Raw genomic sequence first — 18,583 nt, forward strand, 5'->3', positions numbered from 1 at the left:
CATTCCGAGGTAACCGCATGACCAAACGCTTCGCACAGATCGGCCTCGCCGCGCTGGCGCTGGCGGCCGCCGCCGCTTGGGCCGACGAAGCTACCACCATCCGCGCCGCGCTGGCCCGGGTGCTGCCCGAGTACAAGCCCACCAGCGTCGAGCCGACACCGATGAAGGGGCTGTACCAAGTGGAGATCGGCCCGCAGGTCATGTTCGTGACCGGCGATGGGCGCTACCTCATCGACGGTGCGGTGGTGGACCTGAAGACCCGCGAAGACATTACCGAGAGCGCCCGCGACAGCGCCCGGCTGCGTGCCATCAACGAGATTGGCGAAGACAACATGGTGATCTTCGATTCACCGTCGCCGAAGCATACCATTACCGTGTTCACCGACATCGACTGTGGCTACTGTCGCAAGCTGCACAGTCAGATTCACGACTACGAGGACGAGGGCATCCGCGTGCGCTACCTGTTCTACCCGCGCGCGGGCGAGAACTCCCCGTCATTCGACAAGGCGGTGTCGGTCTGGTGCTCGGACGATCGCCAGGACGCCCTGACCCGCGCCAAGGCCGGCGAGCCGGTGCCGAAGAAGACCTGCCGCAATCCGGTGGCGAAGCACATGGAGTTGGGTAACCTGATGGGGCTCCGCGGAACGCCTGCCATCGTGCTGGACAATGGCGAGCTGGTACCGGGTTACGTGGAGCCGAAGCGCTTGGCGGCCATGCTGAACGAGGTCCACGCGGCGAACTGAGCGCGCACGCGCACTCGTCACCACTGGAGATACGCCGTGACCAAGCCGCCGCTGGAGTTTGCGTGGCGCAGCGACCGTGGGCGGGTGCGTGCCCGCAACGAGGATTCCGTAGTCTGCGTGCCGGAGTCGGGCATCGTCGTTGTAGCCGACGGCATTGGTGGGGCGAGCGCCGGAGACGTCGCCAGCGACACGGCCGCGCGGGTCGTCAGTGAGCGGTTCGCGCGCCAGCCGCCGCCGGTCGATGAGCCGCGTCGCGCCCAGCTGCTGGCGGAGGCGGCCATCAACGAGGCCAACGGCGCCATTGTCGATCTCTCCCGCAACCGTGCAGGCTGCGCGGGCATGGGGACGACGGTGGTCATGGGCTACTTCGGCTGTGACTGGCTCGTCTATGCGCACGTGGGCGACTCGCGGCTATACCGGCTGCGCGATCGCGAGCTGGCGCAGCTCACCCGCGACCATTCCTTTATCCAGGAGGTCGTCGATCAGGGGTTCTTTCCGTCGTTGGAGGAGGCGCGGGAGTATGGCATCAACGAAAACGTGCTGACGCGCGCCGTGGGCTCCGCGCCCTACGTGGTGGCAGCCACCGCCGTCACGGATCTCGCCATCGGCGACATCTACCTCTTCTGCACCGATGGACTCAGCGGCATGGTGGCGCACGAGGACCTGCGTGCCGTGCTTGCCGCCGCCAAGGGCGGTCTCGGCATCGTCGCCGATGCCCTGGTGCACTATGCCATCGAGAACGGCGGCTCGGACAACATCACCCTCGCGCTGGTGCGCGTGAATGCGGTGAGCCATATCGCACCCGAGGCTAGCGCAAGCGCTGGCGCGGACGACTGATATTGGCGCCGAGCCAGGCCCCCGCGTCGAACACCTGCCTCGGTCCGACCGAATCTTCTCATCCGTGCATTAGAGCATCTGCTTCAACCGGTACAGCGCGTCCAGCGCCGAGCGCGGTGTCAGCTCATCCGGGTCCAGCGCTCCCAGCGCCGACAGCGCTGGATGCGGTGCCGGCGGCGCGAACAGGCTGAGCTGCGTCGGTCCGCCGCTGCCGCCGGCCTGCACCCCTGCGGGCGCGGCGGTATCTTCCTCCAGCGCCCGCAGCCGCTCCCGGGCACGCGCGATGACGTCCGCCGGGACGCCGGCGAGCGCTGCCACCTGGAGCCCGTAGCTCTGGTTCGCCGGCCCCTCGCGGACGCTGTGCAGAAAGACGATCCGTTCGCCGTGCTCGACGGCGTCGAGGTGCAGGTTGGCGATGCCGGGGTGTTCCTGCGGCAGCGTCGTCAGCTCGAAGTAGTGGGTCGCGAACAGCGTCAGCGCCCGTACCCGGGTAGCCAGTTCGATGCCGCAGGCCCAGGCCAGCGACAGCCCGTCGAAGGTGCTGGTGCCACGGCCGATCTCGTCCATCAGCACCAGGCTGCGGTCGGTGGCGTTGTTGAGGATGTTGGCGGTCTCTTCCATCTCCACCATGAAGGTGGAGCGCCCGCCGGCGAGGTCGTCCGCGGCGCCAATGCGCGAGAAGATGCGGTCAACTGGCCCGATGCGCGCCGCCGCGGCGGGCACGAAGCTGCCGGCGTAGGTCATCAGCACGATGAGCGCCGTCTGGCGCATGAAGGTGGACTTACCGCCCATGTTGGGGCCGGTGATCACCAGCATTCGCCGCGCGTCGTCGAGCCGCACCGGGTTGGGAACGAAGGGCTCGCTGCCGCCGGCGCCGAGCATGCGTTCCACCACCGGGTGGCGGCCGTCCGCGATGTCGATGAGCACGTCCTCGCAGAGCTCGGGGCGGCGCCAGTCCAGCGCCGTGGCGCGCTCGGCGAGGCCCGCCAGCACGTCCAGCGTCGCCAGCGCCGCGGCCATGCGCTGGAGATCCTCGATGGTCGCCTGCAGCGCCGCCAGCAGCTCTTCGTAGAGCGATTTCTCCAGCGCCAGCGCGCGCCCGCGGGCGGAGAGCACCTGGTCCTCGAAGCGCTTGAGCTCCGGGGTGATGTAGCGCTCGCTGCCCTTCAGGGTCTGCCGGCGCTGGTAGTCCGCCGGCACGCTGTCTGCGTGGCTGCGGCCGAGTTCGATGTAGTAGCCGTGCACGCGGTTGTAGCCCACCTTGAGCGTCGCGATGCCGGTGCGCGCGCGCTCACGCTGCTCCAGCTCCAGCAGGAACTTGTCGCCGTGCTCGGCCAGGTTGCGCAGCTCGTCCAGCTCGGCATTGAAGCCTGGCGCCAGCACACCGCCGTCGCGGATCAGCACCGGCGGTGTCTCGATGAGGGCGCGGACGAGCAGGTCGCGGGTCTGCGCGTGCTCGCCCAGGTCCGCCGCCAGTGCTTCCAGCAGGGGGCGGTCCTGCGCGGCGACATCGGCTTCGGCGAGACCGGCCCGCAGTGCCGGCAGCCGTCCGAGCGCGTCGCGCAGCGCCGCGAGATCCCGCGGACGAGCGGTGCCCAGCGCAATCCGCGCGACGATGCGCTCCACATCCGCGATGGCCGCGAGCTCATCGCGCAACGGCGTGCGCACGCTGTCCGCCAGCAGGGCCTCGACGGCGTCGTGCCGGCGGCGCACGGCGGCGGCGTCACGCAGCGGGCGGCCGATCCAGCGGCGCAGCAGCCGCGCGCCCATGGCGGTGCAGGTGGCGTCCATGACGCTGGCCAACGTCTGTTGCTCGGTACGCCCGGCATCGGCGTGCAACGGGATCAGGAGCTCGAGATTCCGGCGGGTGGCGGCGTCTAGGATCAGCGCGTCGTCACGGCGCTCGGTGGTGAGACCGCGCAGGTGCGGCAGGGGGCAGCGCTGCGTGTCCTGCACGTACTGGAGCAGGCAGCCGGCGGCGCCGACCGCGAGCGGCAGGTCCGTGCAGCCGAACCCGCTGAGGTCGCGGGTGCCGAATTGTCGGCACAGCAGGTGCTCGGCGCTGTCGGCATCGAACAGCCAGGGCTGGCGGCGGGTGATGCCGGCATTACCGCGCAGGCGCTCCGGCAGGGTGCTGTCGTCGCCGAGCAGCAGCTCCGCGGGGCGCAAGCGCTCCAGCTCCGCGGCGAGCGCCGTGTGTCCGTCCAGTTCCAGCACCGTGAAGCGTCCGCCCGCCAGCTCCAGCACCGCGAGGCCGAAGCGCTCGCCGGCACCGCCCTTGGCCGGCGCGGCCTCGGCGATGGCGCAGAGCAGGTTCTCGCGGCGGTCGTCCAGCAGCGCCTCGTCGGTGAGGGTGCCGGGCGTCACCACCCGCACCACCTTGCGCTCCACTGGCCCCTTGCTCTTGGCCGGGTCGCCCAACTGCTCGCAGATGGCCACCGAGACGCCGGCGCGCACCAGCTTGGCCAGGTAGCTCTCGGCGGCGTGGTAGGGGACACCGGCCATGGGGATGGGCTGCCCGGCGGACTGACCGCGCTTGGTGAGCGTGATGTCCAGCAGCGCGGCGGCGCGCTCGGCGTCGGCGAAGAAGAGCTCGTAGAAATCCCCCATGCGGTAGAACAGCAGCATGTCGGGGTACTCCGCCTTGATGCGCAGGTACTGCTGCATCATCGGCGTGTGCTGCGGTGTGCGCTGGGTGGCGGTCTCGGGCGTGTGCTGCGTGGCGTCGGGCATTTGAACTGTCGGTGTCGGCGGTGTGCGGCGTCGCCGGGGCGCGCGTGGGAGCGGCGTCCCCGCCGCGATTTCCGTGGGAGCGGCGTCCCCGCCGCGATTTTCCCGCAGCAGCGGCGTCTGCGCCGCGATCGGCGCGCCCCAAGCATCGGCGATCAGGCGTCGCGAGTTGCCGGCACCCGCGCGTGGCCCAGCGGGTGCATGCCCGGGGCGGCCCGTGCGGCTACAATAGCGCCGCTATGCGTTTCAAACTCCCCCGAATCTACAAGCTGCTGCTGGCGCTCGCCGTCGTCATCGGCCCGTTCTACTGGCTCATGTTCACCGAGGACGGCCAGCGTCGCAGCGACCTCGTTATTCTGCACATCCTGGGCAAGCCAAGCTTCAACATCGCGTACGACCGCCTGAGCGGCGCCGTCACCGCGGCGGACATCGCGAAGCAGTTTCCAAAGGTGAGCTTCCAGTGTGCGGATCGTGACAGCGACCTCGGCGCGCGCGTCTGCGTGGCCGAAATTGCGTCTTTCAACGGCTTGCCGGCGCGCCGCGCGCTGCTCTACTACGCGGCTGCCGGGGACGATGCGCGGCTCACGGCGCTGCAGCTCGATTATCGCCCGCGCTACCAGAAGCTGCTCACGGAATCCTTGCGCAACGGCGTCGGCGCGCCGAGCGAGGAGGCCGGCGGCAGCACCCTGCGCTGGCGCACCGCGGGCGGCACCATCCTGCTGCCCGCCGATCAGCCGGAAAGCCCGGACGATGCGGCGCTGATCTGGCTCTCGCCCGCCCTGACGGGCGAGCGCTGACCCCGACCGACGATCGGAGGGGGGCCGGGCGGCAGGCGTACTACGACTCGACCTCGGTGAGGCCGAGCCCTAGTCCGGCCGCGAAGGCGCCAGCGGGTAGGGCCAGACGCTGGCCGGGAGCGCCGGCATCCTGTCGGCAACTTTGGGAGCGCCGGCATCCTGCCGGCAACTGGGATCGGCGGCTTCCAGCCGCCGGCGGGGAAGGCGGTTTGACGGTATGGAGCGCTTGAGCCGGGTGTTTCGCAGCTTCCCGTAACGGGGGGCGAGACTCCCCGCTCCAATTGGCCGGCGAGACGCCGGCGCTCCCGGTGGCCGGCGAGACGCCGGCGCTCCCGGTGGCCGGCGAGACGCCGGCGCTCCCGGTGGCCGGCGAGACGCCGGCGCTCCCGGTGGCCGGGCGGGGCGCGTCGGGCCGCCGGCGTTGGGGTCAGTAGGCGTTTGGGCCGGCGAAGCCGAGGACGGCCGTCAGCAGAATGATCCTGATGTCCAGCCAGAACGACCAGTTGCGGATGTACCAGAGGTCGTATTCGATGCGCTTCTGCATTTTGTAGAGGCCGTCGGTCTCGCCGCGCCAGCCGTTGATCTGTGCCCAGCCGGTGATGCCGGGCTTGACCTTGTGCCTGAGCATGTAGCCGCGGACCTTGCTGCGATAGAACTCGTTGTGGGCTACGGCGTGGGGACGCGGGCCGACGATGGACATGTCGCCGCGGATGACGTTGATGAATTGCGGCAGCTCATCCAGCGAGTATTTGCGCAGGAATTCGCCAATGGGCGTGAAACGGGCGTCACCGCGTTGGGCCTGCCTGATGTTGGGTCCGTCTTCGGTGACCGTCATGGTGCGGAACTTGAAAACGGTGATTTCGTTGCCGTCGATACCGTAGCGGCGCTGCCGGAAGAGGATGGGGCCGCGTGAGGTCAGTTTGACCGCCGCGGCGATCAGCGCCATCGGCAGCGCGGCAAGCACCAGGATGGCGCTGCCGAGCGCCAGGTCTTCGATCCTCTTCAGCCAACCGTCGGCACCCCAGAAGGGGGTGTCGAAGACACTGACCAGGGGAATACCTCCCAGGTTCGACCAGCGTCCGTGAAACAGGTGGGTGGAGAAGTAGTCGGGCACGAGATAAACGCTAACGGTGGTGTCGGAGAGGCGCTCGATGACATCGATGGCGGCGTGCTTTTTGAGCCCATCGCCGAGAACGATGTAGAGGATGCTGAAGTCACCGCGTCGCGCCTGGAGCTCCAGCAACTCGGGTTGGGCGAGCTTATCCGTGGCTGCCTCGCCGGCCTGTCGTGGTGCCGGAGCCTCTCGGTCCTGCGTCGGCTCCACGTGATCGACCAGATGCAGGCCAGCGTTCCGCGCATCCTGAAGGGTCCGCACGAGCTCTGAGGCGATATCGCCGGTTCCCCACACCAGCACGTTGCGGGTGGAGCTGCTGCTCTCGAACCAGCGTGTCAACGCCATCCGCGCCAGCATGCGCCAGCCGATCATCAGTGGCGGCGTCGCAACGAACCAAGTGGTCAATGCCAGGCGCGAAAAGCCGGCTGTTTCCTTCAGCAGATAGGCGAGCAGCAGGAGCAGGAATATGGTTGCCACCCACACCGTGATCACGCGGAAGAACTGACGGGAGATGGATTCGCCGCGCCAGGGCCGGTAGAGGTTCAATATTCCGGCAATGACTTGGAATACGGTGATTGCCGCCAGCAGCGCCAGCGTGTAGCGAACGGGCCATGCCTCCGCGCGCACCCAGGTCGGCACGAGCAGCATGAGTACGATCACCGCGACATCCAGTGTCTTGGCGACGGCCGTGAAGAAGTGCTCGCCGGAGCGCGAATCGGCCAAGCCGAGAGATCCTTGCGGAAGGGAAGAATTGAGCATCGCGGTCTCCATCGTTCCTGGCGTCTCAGGGGCGATTCTTGCGCATCGAGGACGCTGCTGCGCCGGCAGATCAGGGTACAACCTAACGTAGTGCCAGGCGTTGCCAGCGCACCCCGCAGGGTGAGCGGCATTGTCCGGGCATGGCCATCATGCCCTTGGTGTGCACGCGTCGGGTGTGAGCGCAGAGCCTATGATACTCGCGTCCATAAGAGCTAACCGGTTCCATATGTCCGGGGATGGCGGCACGATATCGGGGATGGCGTTTGCGAAACGTGTTGACTATTCTCTGTAATCCTAAGCCGTTACCTGGTGCAAAATTAATGGTTCTTCCGGCGGGTGAGGAACGTCAAGCCGGCGGATGCCGACCGTGCACTCGGCGCAGGCTCCGTCAGGCGTCCACTTCGGCGAGCATCGCGTCGAGGCCGAGCAGCCGCGGGTAGTGCTCGGCGCCCAGCAACTCGGCGTGGGTGCCTTGCTCGACGACGCGCCCCTCATGCAGCACCAGGATGCGGTCCATGTCCGCCAGAGCCGCGGGGCGGTGGGTGATCATCAGCACCGTGCGACCCGCCATCAGGACGCGCAGCGCATCCATCAGCGCCCGCTCGGTGCCGGCGTCGAGGCCCTCGGTGGGCTCGTCCAGCAGCAGGATGGGCGCGTCGCGCAGCAGCGCCCGGGCGATGGCGATGCGCCGCCCCTGGCCGCCGGAGAGCCGCACGCCGGTCTCGCCGGCCCAGGTGTCGTAGCCGTCCGGCAGCGCGGCGATGAAGTCGTGGATCTGCGCCGTGCGGCAGGCCTGCTCCAGCTTGCCCTGCGGGGCGTTCGGTGCCGCCAGCAGCAGGTTCTCGCGGATGCTGGCGTCGAAGAGATGCGTGTGCTGCGACACGAGGGCAATGCGCTCGCGCAGATCCTCGCCGCGGAAGGCCGCCAGCGGCGCGCCGCCGAGCGAGATTTCGCCGGCATCGGGCGCCCAGAAGCGCAGCAGCAGGTTGAACAGCGTCGTCTTGCCGGAACCGGTGGCGCCGACGATGGCGGTGCGGCTGCCTTCGGGCACGTCGAGATCCAGCCTGTCCAGCGCCGGCCGCGCGGCGCCGGGGTAGCCGAAGCGGAGAGCGCGGACGGCGATGTCGTTGCGCGTCGGCCGTGGCGACGGCCCCGGCGGGTCGGTCACCGCGGGCTCGGCGTCCACCACCGCGAACAGCCGCCGCGCCGCGGTGAGGGTCAGCTCCAGGTGCTGGAAGGCGAGCGGCAGCGGCGCCACCGCCTCGAAGGTGGCCAGGGCGAACAGCGCCAGCATGGCCAGTTGCGGCGGCGGCAGCGTGCCCTCTCGGGCCAGGGGGATGCCGAACAGGAGCACGCCGAATAGGGCGAGGTTGGCGCATAGGCCCACGGCGGCGGCGGACAGGCCCTCGATGCGGCTCATGGCGAGCTGGCGGTCGACGACCTCGTGGCTGACAGCGTCCAGGCGCGCGGCATGGGCATCTGCGGCGCCATAGGCCAACAGCTCCGACAGGCCCTGGGTGCCGTCTATCGCGAGCCGGCGCAGCTCGGCCTGCGTCTCCACCAGCCGGCGGCCGGGCTCGACCCCGAGCCGCCGGGTAAGCCAGGGCATCGCCACGCCCGCCACCAGCAGCATGGCCAACAGCAGCAGCGCGAGCCCGACGTGGAACAGGGCCGCGAACATGAAGAAACCGATGCCGGCGGCCGCCGCCACCAGCACTGGCACCAGCACGCGGGTGTAGAAGTGGTCCAGCGCGTCCACGTCGGCGCGGATGCGCGAGAGCAGGTCGGCGCTGTGGTACTGCTGCAGCCGCGCCGGTGCCAACGGCTCCAGGTGGCGGTAGAACCAGACCCGCAGGCCGGCGAGCTGGCGCAGGGTCGCGTCGTGGTTCACCAGCCGCTCGAAGTAGCGCCCGGCGGTGCGCGCGATGGCGCTGGCGCGGATGATGGCCGCCGGCGTGAAGTAGTTCATGGCCACGCCTGCGGCGCCGGTCACGGCCATGGCGGTGATAAACCAACCCGAGATGGCGAGCAGGGTGACGTTGGCCAGCAGCGTCACCAGCGCGATCAGGAAGCCGCCCAGCATCCAGCCGCGGTAGGGCCGGAACAGGTGCCAGAGTCGGAGCAACTCGGTCATGCCGCGGCCTCCAGCAGCCGCACCATGCGGCGGTAGGGGCCGTCCCGGGCCGTGAGCGTGGCGTGGTCGCCCTGCTCCACGACGCGCCCGCCGTCGATGACTAGGATGCGGTCGGCGTCGCGCACGGTGGCGAGCCGGTGGGCGATGACGAGCATACTGCGCCCGACGGCCAACGCGTCCACGGCGCGCTGCACCGCCGCCTCGCTGGCGGGGTCCAAGCTGGCGGTGGCCTCGTCCAGAACCACCAGCCGCGCGTCGCGCAGGAAGGCCCGGGCCAGGGCGATGCGCTGGATCTGCCCGCCGGAGAGACCGGCGCCGCGCTCGCCGACCTCGGTGTCGTAGCCGTTGGGCAGAGCTTCGATGAACTCCGCCGCGAAGGCGCGCTCGGCGGCGGCGCGCACCGCGGCGTCGTCGGCGTCGGGCTGGCCGAGGCGGATATTGTCGCGGATGCTGCCGGCAAAGAGCCGCGGGCTTTGCGGCACCCAGGCGAGGCGCCGGCGCCAGTCGTCCAGGTCCAGGTGATTCAGGTCCTGCCCGTCTACGAGGATGCGCCCTCGCGTCGGCCGCACGAAGCCGAGCAGCAGGCTCGCCAGCGTGGTCTTGCCGGCCCCGCTCGGCCCCACCAGCGCGATGCGCTCGCGGGGTGCGATGCGCAAGCTGACGCCGGCGAGCGCCTCGCGGCCGGCCTCATAGCGGAAGTGGACATCCTCGAATTGCACCGCGAAGCGTGCGTCCGGCGGCAGCGGGGCGGGTGCGGACGGGCGCTCCGGCAGCGGCGTGTCCAGGATCGCCGCCAGGCGCTCGGCGGCGGCGATGGCCTCCATGCGGCCGTGGTAGTGGGTGCCGAGGCTGCGCAGGGGCAGGTAGAACTCCGGTGCCAGCAGCAGCACGAAGAAGCCGGCGAAGAAGCTCACCTGCGGCGGGGTGAGCATATCCGGCACCGGCAGGTCCAGGTGGTAGAGCCGAAAGCCGATGAACACCGCGACGATGGCAATGCCGAGGGTGGAGAAGAACTCCAGCACGGCGGAGGTCAGGAAGGCGAGCCTGAGCACCTGCATGGTGCTGTGGCGGTAGTCGTCGGAAATCCGGGCAATCACGGCCGCCTCGCGCCGGCTGGCGTTGAAGAGCTTGAGCGTGGTGAGCCCCTGGATCACGTCCAGAAAGTGCGCGCCCATGCGCGCGAGTTGCTTCCACTGGCGCTGGTTCACGGACTCCACGCTCTGGCCGATCAGGATCATGAAGAACGGGATCAGCGGCGCCGTGAACAACATGACCAGCCCTGAAAGCCAGTCCAGCGGCATGACCACCAGCAGGATGGCGAGCGGGATCAGCATGGTGAGCGACATCGCCGGCAGGAAGCGGGCGTAGTAGTCCTGCAGGCCATCGATGCCACGGGTGAGGTCTTCCGACAGCGCACCACTGCGCTGGCCGGCGAGCCACGCCGGCCCCAGTGCCTGCATGTGCCGCACCACGCGGTCGCGCAGGGCGAGCTTCACGGCGCCGGCGGCGCGGAAGGCGGTCTGCTCGCCGGCCCAGCTGATGCCGGCACGCAGCAGGAAGATGCCGAGCAGCGGCCAGAGCCAGGGTGCGACGGCCGTTAGACCGGCGCCGGCGAAGACCACCGCGTCGATAACGTGGGCAAGGAGCCAGGCCTGGAGGATGATCAGCACGCCGCCGCCAAGGCCCAGCGCGACGGTGAGCCCGAGCCAGCGGGCGGCGAGGGACTTCTGGGCCTTCAGCAGGTCGCGGGCGGACATGGGATGACGTACTACCGGGGTGAGGAAGGGGATGCCGCGCGGCGGAGTGTAGAGAAGCCCCGGGCCCAGGTCCATCGATCGAAATCGGCAGCGGGATCGTTGCCGATCCCGCTGCCGATTTCGATACGGCATCGCATTGGGGCAAGCGCGTAGGTCGGGCTGAGCGATAGCGAAGCCCGACGGCAGCGGCGTCGTCGGGCCTCCTGGCGGTCGGCCGGATCTACGCGTTCACGCCGTTTGCCGTTCTGTGAGCCCCTGCGACAGCAGGAATGCGGCGCGCAAGCGCAACGGCGCCTCAGCCGGTCTCGTGCGGGCAGCGCTGGAGCTTGCTGGCGTCGTAGCCGACGGACTCGATGAACGCCTTCATCTTGTCGAATTCTGCGTCGCTGAATTCCGGCGTGCGGGACATGACCCAGACGTAGTCGCGCTTGGCGCGGCCGATGACCGTGGTCTGGTAGTCGTCGTCGAGGTAGATGATGCGAAAGTCACCCTTGAACGGCCAGATGAACTGCATGCCCCAGTGGGCGTTGGTCTCCTTGTTCAGCACGAAGCCCTTGGGGTGGTAGGTCTTGAGCGGCCCGTCGAAGCCGTCTTTGTTGAAGGTGAAGGTCGTCGCGATGGTGCCGTCCGGGTTGAGCTTGTAGCTCTCCACCGGGTTGTACGCCCCCTTCTCGACGAAGGTCGGGATGTTGGCCACCACGTACCAATCGCCCATGAAACGCTTCAGGTCCACGTACGGGACTGTCTCCATCGGTTCGCCTCCGCCTTCTACGCAGCCGGTGATGAGGATAAGCGCCAGCGCTGCCAGCAGGGCGGCGGCGCGGCGGTGAATGGGGTGCTGGCGCATGGTCCGGGTTGCTCGCGTGCACCGCGTCAGAGGACGCGCCGGTAGATGATGCGCCTGCCTTTGCCGGTGTCGCTTTCCAGACCGACCCAGCCGAGCTCGTCGTTGTACCAGAGCTCAATGGTCAGCTCGTCGGTTCTCAGCGCATAGCGCTCTGCCGGTACCTGCCGGCCGGTCTCCACCTCGATGGTATCGCGCCCTTTCGGCTGCACGCGCACGGGTTCCAGGTCGCCTGTCTGCGGGTTCAGCAGCCGGGTGTTGCTGAGGAAATCCTTGTCCCAGTAGGCAAATGTCTTGAGGCAGCCGTCGGCGCGCTCGACGCCGTTGTTGCCCTGGACGCGGAAGCCGCCGTCTACGGACTCGCCGCTCACCGCATAGCGCTTGCCGTTGTCGTCGGTGCTGGCGTCGATGGCGGCGAGGCAGCCGTTGCGGAACACCTCGTTGCTCGTGTGCCGGTAGCGGTAGGCGTTGATGAATAGGAAGTCCACGTCGAAACTGGCTCGGCTGGTGACTCGCGTCGTGGCGCCGCTGTCGGCGATGCTGAAACGGTGCTCGCCGATGGGGCGATCGTCCAGGTAGACCTGAAAGCGCAGTTGCTCCGCCGCGGGGGCGTTGCCTGCGCCAAGTACGCTGGCAAGCAGCGCGGCGGATGCTGCGCGTGGCAATCCGGTGTTGGCGAGTGATGGCGTCATCGGACAGACCTCGTTAGCGGGTGGCCCGCCGCAGAGGCGGGGCGCGGTGGACTCAGGCATCGGCCGGCGCCTTCGGCGGCCCCGGAAAGAAGGCGTTGGTGCGGCGGATGTAGTCGCGGTAGGCAGGCCGGCGCTCGCCGATGTCCTTTTCCAGCAGCGCCACACCGGACACGCGCAGCAGCAGATAGGTCATCAGCACCGGAGCGATGATGGTCCACCAGGCGCCGGCGGCCGCTGCGAAGCCGTAGTAGGCCCACCACAGGCAGGCCTCACCGAAGTAGTTCGGGTGGCGGGTGTAACGCCAAAGCCCCGTGTCCAGCACCTTGCCGCGGTTGGCCGGGTCGGCCTTGAAGTGCGCCAGCTGCTGGTCGCCGAGGGCCTCGAAGCCGAAGCCCACGAGCCACAGGGCCACAGCCGCAAAGTCGAGCCACCCGAGCGGCGTTGCACCGAGCACGACGCCCAGCAGTGGCAGCGAGATGATCCAGGCGAGGATCGCTTGAAGGGCGAAGACGATGTAGAAGCTCTTGTACCAGAACCCGGGCTCGTTGTCGGCGCGGATGGCCTGGTAGCGGCGGTCCTCCGGCTCGCCCCAGTTGCGTAGCGTGATGAACAGTGACAGCCGCACCGCCCAGACCGTCACCAGGAACAGCAGCAGGTAGGCGCGCTCGGCCAGCGCCGGCGCCAGCGCGATGTAGGTGATGGTCATCGCCAGGAAGAACAGTGACCACAACGAGTCGACGATGCTCACGTCGTGCTTGCGGATGCTCGCGAGCCAGGCGGCGACCGCCATCGCCAGTACGACCGCCAGACCGGCGGCGTAGATCTGCAAGTCAAACATGGTCTGGCACCTCTGAGGACGCAGGCGAGTGCAAGCGGCAAGCACGGCGATGCGCGCCCTCATGCGCGCCCTGAAGCGGGGGCGTCACGGGCCGCGCTGTATTCGGTGTCGGATGATCGCTGTCCATTGACGGCATAGGGCGCACTGTGGTGTCGACCGAGTCCGGGCTCCTGGAATGCGCAAACATTGAGCAACACCCCATCCAACACAAGGGCGCAGCCCGCACGCTGATACCATGCAAAGTGTGCCGGCGTTGGTGCCGGCACGCCCAACGAATGCCAACCTGGCCAATGCCCTAGGAGAATTTGCTCAGATGTATTCTCGACGATCCCGCGCCACCCGGTTCGGTGCCGCCTCCCTGGCCCTGCTGGCGGCCACCGCCATTGCGCTCGCCGGCTGCGCCACCGACGAATTCGGCAACCGCCGACCGCTCACCGAGACCGAGGCCGGTGTCGCCATCGGCTCCGCGGCCGGGGCCGCGGCTGGTGCGCTGCTCGGCTCGCGCAGCGCGGATGCCGGCAAGGGGGCACTCATCGGCGTCGTCGGTGGCGCCATCGCCGGTGGTCTGGTGGGCAACTACATGGAGCGCCAGCGCCGCGACTTCGAGCGCGTGCTGGCGGATGAGATCGCCCGCGGCGACATCCGCGTCGAGGCCCTGCCGGAGGACCGCCTGTTGGTGAGCATGACTAGCAGCACCGCCTTCGACGTCGATTCCACCACCATCAAACCCGGCTTCTACAGCACGCTGGACAAGATCAGCGCCGTCGTGAACAAGTACGGCAAGACGCGGCTCGACATCGCCGGCCACACCGATAACACCGGTAGCGAGGCGTACAACCAGGACCTGTCCGAGCGTCGCGCGGCGGCGGTGCAGTCCTACCTGCTGGCGGATCAGGTGATCCCGCAACGGCTCACCAGCGAAGGTTATGGCGAGTTGCGGCCCGTCGCCACCAATGACACCGAGTACGGCCGCACGCTGAACCGGCGCGTGGATATCACCATCACGCCCATCGTCTCCCAGACCAGCTGACGGACCTATCGGGTACGCTTGTGCCGGAGCTCGGGTACCTGGAGATTGGCGGATGCGCTTCGAGACTGTGAAACTCAGCGCATCTCGCTGTAGCGCATCAGGTCGATCTGGCACACCGGCGTCAGGCGCAGCACATAATGCACACCCGGGTCGAGGATCACCCGTTGCTGGCAATTGTTGAAGCCGAGGTCGTAGCCGAAGCGGTACTCGCCGGGGTCGATGAGAAAGCTGAACTGCTGGCCCCAGCGCAACGCATAGACGCGCCGATCGTCGATGCTGAAGAGCATCGACGCTGGTGCGCCCCAGAGGGACTTGCTGCGCTGGACGATCACGCTCGCCGCGGGCTCCGACGATGTGAGCGGCGGCAGCGGGCCCATGCGGCCGCTGGCGCAGCCGGCGAGGCCCGTTGCCAGGCTGGCAGCGAGTAGCAGCATGGACGAGGTAGGGAAGCTTCGCATGGCGGGGCCTAAGACGATGTCAAGAAACCCGATTGCGCCGTCCGGGCGGGGTTGGGTCCTTGCGCGGCGCACCGGCAATGGTCAGCGGCCCGTGTCGGGCCGTCAAGCGCCGCGGGCTGGTGGGGCGCTGCCCGCGGCAAGGATGGAAGGTGCTGCGTGGGGCTTGGCCCCTCGGGGCGTTGCGCGCGGGATCGAGGGGGCTGGGCGAACTGGCGTGCGCGTCAGCGGCTCGGCAGATCGACGTTCCGCCCGGCTCCGTGGCGGCGACCGTGTCCACCGCCATTGCCGTGACCATGGCCACGTCCATCGTCGTGCCCGTCATCGTGGTCGTGGTCGTGGTCGTGGTCGTGGTCGTGCGGTGCGGCGGGCGGCAGTGCCTCGCCGCTCGCGAGCGCGGCGAGCGCCTTTTCGATGTCGTTCTCGGCCGTGGTAATCACTTGGATGCCGCGGCTGCCCAAGCGCTGCAGGAAGCCGGCGCCGGCGCTGGCCGTGAGCACGGCGTCGAGGTTGCCGGTGAACAGCGGGTGGTCGTCGCCGTGGTACTCGTGCAGCGAGAGCTCCCTGGGCAGGTCGAGGCGGTCCACCTCCTGCGGTGGCTGGCCGGGGCTCACGTCATAGATGATGAAGCGGCGCGACTTGCCCGCGTGGCCGGTGATGGTGCGGAAATTCTGGCTGGAAACGGCAATGCGCATGGTTTGTTCGGTCTCTGGATGGGCCGGCAGTGGGCCGGCGTGGCCGGGTGTTCGGGGTTCAAGCCGCTCTGCACGCCAGGGACGCAGTGGGTTCGCGTGTCGGGTGCGTGCAGAGCGCTATGTTCAGGGAGCCCTGCCGGGGCCGCGCGCTGGCTCCGCGGCAGTGATCGATGGCGACGCCTGTGACTCCCGCCGCAGGCCTTCGGCCCAGTCCTCCATCGCCGCGTTGGCGATGGGCATGGGCGTCTCCATGAAGCTGATCACGAAGCCCTGGTCCGTCTCGGCGACGCCGATGGAGCGTGGCCGTACCGCCAGCATCTGGGCGCTCGGCAGCGAGATGCCGAAGCAGAAGATGATGTTCCTCGCGGCGCGGATGTCCGCGGCGACGTCACCCTCGGGCAGGCCGCGGGTGTGGGCGTAGTGATCGAACTCCGCGATGAACCGGGCGCAGCGGTGCGCCTCGATGCAGCGGCGAAAGTAGTTGCAGATGGCGTCGATGTCGGCGAGCTCGGTCTCGTCGCGGCCGAGCTCCATGATGAACAGGGGATATCTCTCCTCCAACAACGTCTGCTTCACGGCAAGGATCCTCGGGCGGTCGGCGCCGTAACGGCGGACGCGGCCAAGCCGGCGTCCCGGTGCGCGCGGAATAGCGCGCATCTTGCCCGCAAGTGGTTGCCCCGACATTGAAATGCCTCAATGGCCCCACGCGCCGGCGGCGTCTAACGGGAGGGCTGAGGGCATTTTTGACGGCGCCGAGACGCCGGACAAGGATCGATGCGCCGCCTACGGAGGCGGCAGCCGTGGCAGCGCTTGTGGTAGCGGCACGCTTGGTGCTGCAACCGGCGACAAGACAGCGCACCATGCCCCGAGCAACTGCCAAGCGGCAGGCAACCTCTCTGCCGTCGTCGCGCCACCAAAGGCAGTGGCGCTCCCACGCCGGAGAGATTGGGCAAGTATTCGCGCTCGTCACCGACAAACGCGCTCTCTTGTAGGTCGGGCCGACGAAGGAGGCCCGACAATCAGGCGGTTATGTTGTGCGCCCTGTCGGGCTTCGCACCTCAGCCCGACCTACGACGGATTCTTGGCCAGTCTCCGGCGCGCCTGAGCCGTTCGAGATCCACTCAGTCCTCGGCGATGCGACGCAGGTTGGGGATGTCCAGCAGGAAGCTGTTGGGGCGCGACTCCACCAGCAGCCCCTCGCGCTTGAAGCCGGCGATGGTGCGGCTCGCGGTCTCGGTGGTGATGCCGAGCATCGCGCCCATGTCCTCGCGGCTGAAGAGCTCGCACTCGCTGGACTCACGGTCGCGCACCAGGCGCAGCAGCAGGCGCGCGACGCGCTGCCGGGCGGAGCCGGTGGAGAGCTCGGTGAGCCAGGCGTCGGCCTCGTTCAGCGCACGCTGCCAGCGCGACATCAGCTCCCGATGCAGGCCCGGATTGTCGCGGCTCAGGTTGCGCACGACCCGTGTCGGGAAGCGGCAGACCTCGGAGCGCTGCAGGGCCACGGCGTCGTGGTGGTAGCCTTGGTCCAGGAGCGCTTCCAGGCCTAGCACGTCGGTGCTGCGCACGATGCGCACGATGCGCTGGCTGCCGTCCGGCAGGTACTGCACCAGCTTGATGGCGCCGGAGCGCACGGTGTACATGTGCTCGCCGACATCTCCGGTCTTGTACAGCGCCGTGCCCGGCTTCAGGTCGAACTGATCGATGGGGTCGTGGATCAGGTCGAAATCCTTCTCGTTCAGCCCGGCGAACAGCACCGAGGTGCGCAACGTGCAGTTGCGGCAATCGGCCTCACCGGCCCAGGCCTCACGCAGTGTCACGGACTTCACCATGTGGTCTCGAAACCTCGCACTGTACAATTGCAGTCCATAGACTGCCGATGATCGGCCATCCATAGCCGAGATCAGCACGGCAGCGCAAGACGCGGCTTCGCGGTGCCTCCGTTTTTCAGTAGCTCGTCGGCCACTGCAAACGGCGGGACGTCCTGTCCCGGGCGGGAAAGCTGCCCGCGCAGCGCTCCCTCAATGACAATTGTTGAAGTCTAAACGATTTCGTGTTCCGGTTGCCCGCTCGTGTGACCGCGCGTCAAGCTCCATGCCACCGTTGCCTGAGTCCCTCCCATGCCACTGATCTCGCTGCAATCCGTCGTGTTGTCCTACGGCGCGCCCAATCTCCTCGACGGCGTCGATCTGGGCATCGAGCTGGGGGAGCGTGTCTGCCTGCTCGGGCGCAACGGCGCCGGCAAGTCCACGCTGCTCGGCATTATCGCCGGCGAGGTGCAGCCGGATGCCGGCGAGGTGCGGCGCGCCGACGGCGTGCGCATCGCACGGCTTGCGCAGGAAGCGCCCGCGGACGCGGGCGAGCGGGTGCTGGACGTGGTGATGGACGGTCTCGGCGCGTTGGGGGCCGCCGCCGCCGAGTATCTGACGCTGAGCCATGAGCTGGCAGCGACCGAGCAGCCATCGGACACCGACCTGGCGCGGCTCGCCGCCGTGCAGCAACGACTGGAGGCCGAGGGCGGCTGGGCCATCGAGCAGCGCGCCGAGCGCGTCATCAGCCGGCTCGGGCTCTATGCGGACGCCGACTACAAGGCGCTGTCCGGCGGGTTGCGCCGGCGCGTGATGCTGGCCCGCGCGCTCGTCAGCGAGCCGGACCTGCTGCTGCTCGACGAGCCCACCAACCACCTCGATGTGGACACCATCGAATGGCTGGAGGAATTCCTGCTCGGCTTTGGCGGCAGCCTCCTGTTCATCACCCACGACCGACGTTTCCTGCGCCGGCTCGCCAACCGCATCCTGGAGCTCGACCGCGGCCGCCTCACCGACTGGCCCGGCGACTACGACAACTACCAGCGCCGTCGCGCCGAGCGCGAGCACGCCGAGGCGGTGGCCAGCGCGCGCTTCGACAAAAAGCTCGCCGAGGAAGAGGTCTGGATTCGCCAGGGCATCAAGGCGCGGCGCACCCGCAACGAGGGCCGGGTGCGGGCGCTCCAGGCCATGCGCGCCGAGCGCAGCGAGCGCCGTGCCGGTCCCGGCAGCGCCAGGCTCCGGCTGGACAGCGGCGAGCGCAGCGGCAAGCTCGTTGTCGAGGCCGAGGGCGTGCGCTTCGGCTATGGCAAAGACGGCGGCGACACGCCCGTGATCGACGGGCTGAGCACCCTG

At 68.7% G+C, this 18,583-nt stretch carries 16 protein-coding genes; 5 read left to right on the top strand and 11 right to left on the bottom strand.

Translation table 11 applies throughout. The features are described 5' to 3' along the window. The first annotated feature begins 17 nt into the window (after positions 1-17). Entirely contained in the window at positions 18-743 is a 726-nt protein-coding gene (locus LJE69_RS02405; protein ID WP_296921122.1) for a DsbC family protein, read from the top strand. 36 nt (positions 744-779) lie between these two features. Beyond that, positions 780-1,580 (top strand): protein phosphatase 2C domain-containing protein, encoded by an 801-nt coding sequence (locus LJE69_RS02410; RefSeq protein WP_296921124.1) that lies wholly within the window; start codon positions 780-782, stop codon positions 1,578-1,580. Between the two features lie 69 nt (positions 1,581-1,649). On the opposite strand, the gene mutS is transcribed toward LJE69_RS02410, so the two are convergent. Next, positions 1,650-4,313, bottom strand: a complete 2,664-nt coding sequence (mutS, locus tag LJE69_RS02415) for a DNA mismatch repair protein MutS (RefSeq protein WP_296921126.1) — start codon at positions 4,311-4,313, stop codon at positions 1,650-1,652. A 236-nt stretch (positions 4,314-4,549) separates the two neighbouring features. On the opposite strand from mutS, the gene LJE69_RS02420 reads away from it, so the two are divergent. After that, positions 4,550-5,107: a hypothetical protein gene (locus tag LJE69_RS02420; protein WP_296921128.1), complete on the top strand. Its 558-nt coding sequence runs from the start codon at positions 4,550-4,552 to the stop codon at positions 5,105-5,107. A gap of 427 nt (positions 5,108-5,534) precedes the next feature. Here LJE69_RS02420 and LJE69_RS02425 read toward each other — a convergent pair whose 3' ends face one another. The 6 genes from LJE69_RS02425 to LJE69_RS02450 all read right to left on the bottom strand — a co-directional run bounded on the left by LJE69_RS02425 (position 5,535) and on the right by LJE69_RS02450 (position 13,245). Then, positions 5,535-6,992: an undecaprenyl-phosphate glucose phosphotransferase gene (locus LJE69_RS02425; protein ID WP_296921130.1), complete on the bottom strand. Its 1,458-nt coding sequence runs from the start codon at positions 6,990-6,992 to the stop codon at positions 5,535-5,537. A gap of 376 nt (positions 6,993-7,368) precedes the next feature. Next, positions 7,369-9,114, bottom strand: coding sequence for a thiol reductant ABC exporter subunit CydC (gene cydC / locus LJE69_RS02430; RefSeq protein ID WP_296921132.1), 1,746 nt, complete (start codon positions 9,112-9,114; stop codon positions 7,369-7,371). Next, positions 9,111-10,871: a thiol reductant ABC exporter subunit CydD gene (gene cydD, locus LJE69_RS02435; protein WP_296921134.1), complete on the bottom strand. Its 1,761-nt coding sequence runs from the start codon at positions 10,869-10,871 to the stop codon at positions 9,111-9,113. Before cydD ends, cydC begins: the two co-directional genes overlap by 4 nt. 295 nt (positions 10,872-11,166) lie before the next feature. Further along, on the bottom strand, positions 11,167-11,703 hold the full coding sequence (locus LJE69_RS02440; RefSeq protein WP_296921161.1) for a lipocalin family protein: 537 nt from the start codon (positions 11,701-11,703) through the stop codon (positions 11,167-11,169). A gap of 41 nt (positions 11,704-11,744) precedes the next feature. Further along, on the bottom strand, positions 11,745-12,407 hold the full coding sequence (locus LJE69_RS02445; protein ID WP_296921136.1) for a DUF6134 family protein: 663 nt from the start codon (positions 12,405-12,407) through the stop codon (positions 11,745-11,747). Positions 12,408-12,459: 52 nt separating this feature from the next. Then, positions 12,460-13,245 (bottom strand): DUF1295 domain-containing protein, encoded by a 786-nt coding sequence (locus LJE69_RS02450; RefSeq protein WP_296921138.1) that lies wholly within the window; start codon positions 13,243-13,245, stop codon positions 12,460-12,462. Between the two features lie 313 nt (positions 13,246-13,558). Between LJE69_RS02450 and LJE69_RS02455 the strand changes: the two genes are divergently transcribed. After that, the gene (locus tag LJE69_RS02455) at positions 13,559-14,275 is read left to right on the top strand and encodes an OmpA family protein (RefSeq protein WP_296921141.1); all 717 of its coding nucleotides are present in this window, start codon (positions 13,559-13,561) and stop codon (positions 14,273-14,275) included. Positions 14,276-14,349: 74 nt separating this feature from the next. Here LJE69_RS02455 and LJE69_RS02460 read toward each other — a convergent pair whose 3' ends face one another. The 4 genes from LJE69_RS02460 to LJE69_RS02475 all read right to left on the bottom strand — a co-directional run bounded on the left by LJE69_RS02460 (position 14,350) and on the right by LJE69_RS02475 (position 17,254). Then, entirely contained in the window at positions 14,350-14,733 is a 384-nt protein-coding gene (locus tag LJE69_RS02460; protein WP_296921143.1) for a hypothetical protein, read from the bottom strand. A 221-nt stretch (positions 14,734-14,954) separates the two neighbouring features. Beyond that, on the bottom strand, positions 14,955-15,425 hold the full coding sequence (locus tag LJE69_RS02465) for a NifB/NifX family molybdenum-iron cluster-binding protein (protein WP_367114617.1): 471 nt from the start codon (positions 15,423-15,425) through the stop codon (positions 14,955-14,957). Positions 15,426-15,548: 123 nt separating this feature from the next. After that, entirely contained in the window at positions 15,549-16,001 is a 453-nt protein-coding gene (locus LJE69_RS02470; RefSeq protein ID WP_296921145.1) for a DUF6858 family protein, read from the bottom strand. A 545-nt stretch (positions 16,002-16,546) separates the two neighbouring features. Then, positions 16,547-17,254, bottom strand: coding sequence for a Crp/Fnr family transcriptional regulator (locus LJE69_RS02475; protein ID WP_296921146.1), 708 nt, complete (start codon positions 17,252-17,254; stop codon positions 16,547-16,549). 288 nt (positions 17,255-17,542) lie between these two features. Here LJE69_RS02475 and LJE69_RS02480 point away from each other — a divergent pair. Beyond that, positions 17,543-18,583 (top strand): ABC-F family ATP-binding cassette domain-containing protein (locus tag LJE69_RS02480; RefSeq protein ID WP_296921148.1); only part of this gene is annotated, 1,041 nt, incomplete at its 3' end.

The sequence above is a fragment of the Thiohalocapsa sp. genome (assembly GCF_022340605.1).
GTDB lineage: Bacteria > Pseudomonadota > Gammaproteobacteria > Chromatiales > Chromatiaceae > Thiohalocapsa.

Coding starts and splice junctions, on each gene's coding strand:
- LJE69_RS02405 (WP_296921122.1), top strand. CDS start 18: ATGACCAAACGCTTCGCACAGATCGGCCTCGCCGCGCTGGCGCTGGCG.
- mutS (WP_296921126.1), bottom strand. CDS start 4,313: ATGCCCGACGCCACGCAGCACACGCCCGAGACCGCCACCCAGCGCACA.
- LJE69_RS02420 (WP_296921128.1), top strand. CDS start 4,550: ATGCGTTTCAAACTCCCCCGAATCTACAAGCTGCTGCTGGCGCTCGCC.
- LJE69_RS02425 (WP_296921130.1), bottom strand. CDS start 6,992: ATGGAGACCGCGATGCTCAATTCTTCCCTTCCGCAAGGATCTCTCGGC.
- cydC (WP_296921132.1), bottom strand. CDS start 9,114: ATGACCGAGTTGCTCCGACTCTGGCACCTGTTCCGGCCCTACCGCGGC.
- cydD (WP_296921134.1), bottom strand. CDS start 10,871: ATGTCCGCCCGCGACCTGCTGAAGGCCCAGAAGTCCCTCGCCGCCCGC.
- LJE69_RS02445 (WP_296921136.1), bottom strand. CDS start 12,407: ATGACGCCATCACTCGCCAACACCGGATTGCCACGCGCAGCATCCGCC.
- LJE69_RS02450 (WP_296921138.1), bottom strand. CDS start 13,245: ATGTTTGACTTGCAGATCTACGCCGCCGGTCTGGCGGTCGTACTGGCG.
- LJE69_RS02455 (WP_296921141.1), top strand. CDS start 13,559: ATGTATTCTCGACGATCCCGCGCCACCCGGTTCGGTGCCGCCTCCCTG.
- LJE69_RS02460 (WP_296921143.1), bottom strand. CDS start 14,733: ATGCGAAGCTTCCCTACCTCGTCCATGCTGCTACTCGCTGCCAGCCTG.
- LJE69_RS02465 (WP_367114617.1), bottom strand. CDS start 15,425: ATGCGCATTGCCGTTTCCAGCCAGAATTTCCGCACCATCACCGGCCAC.
- LJE69_RS02475 (WP_296921146.1), bottom strand. CDS start 17,254: ATGGTGAAGTCCGTGACACTGCGTGAGGCCTGGGCCGGTGAGGCCGAT.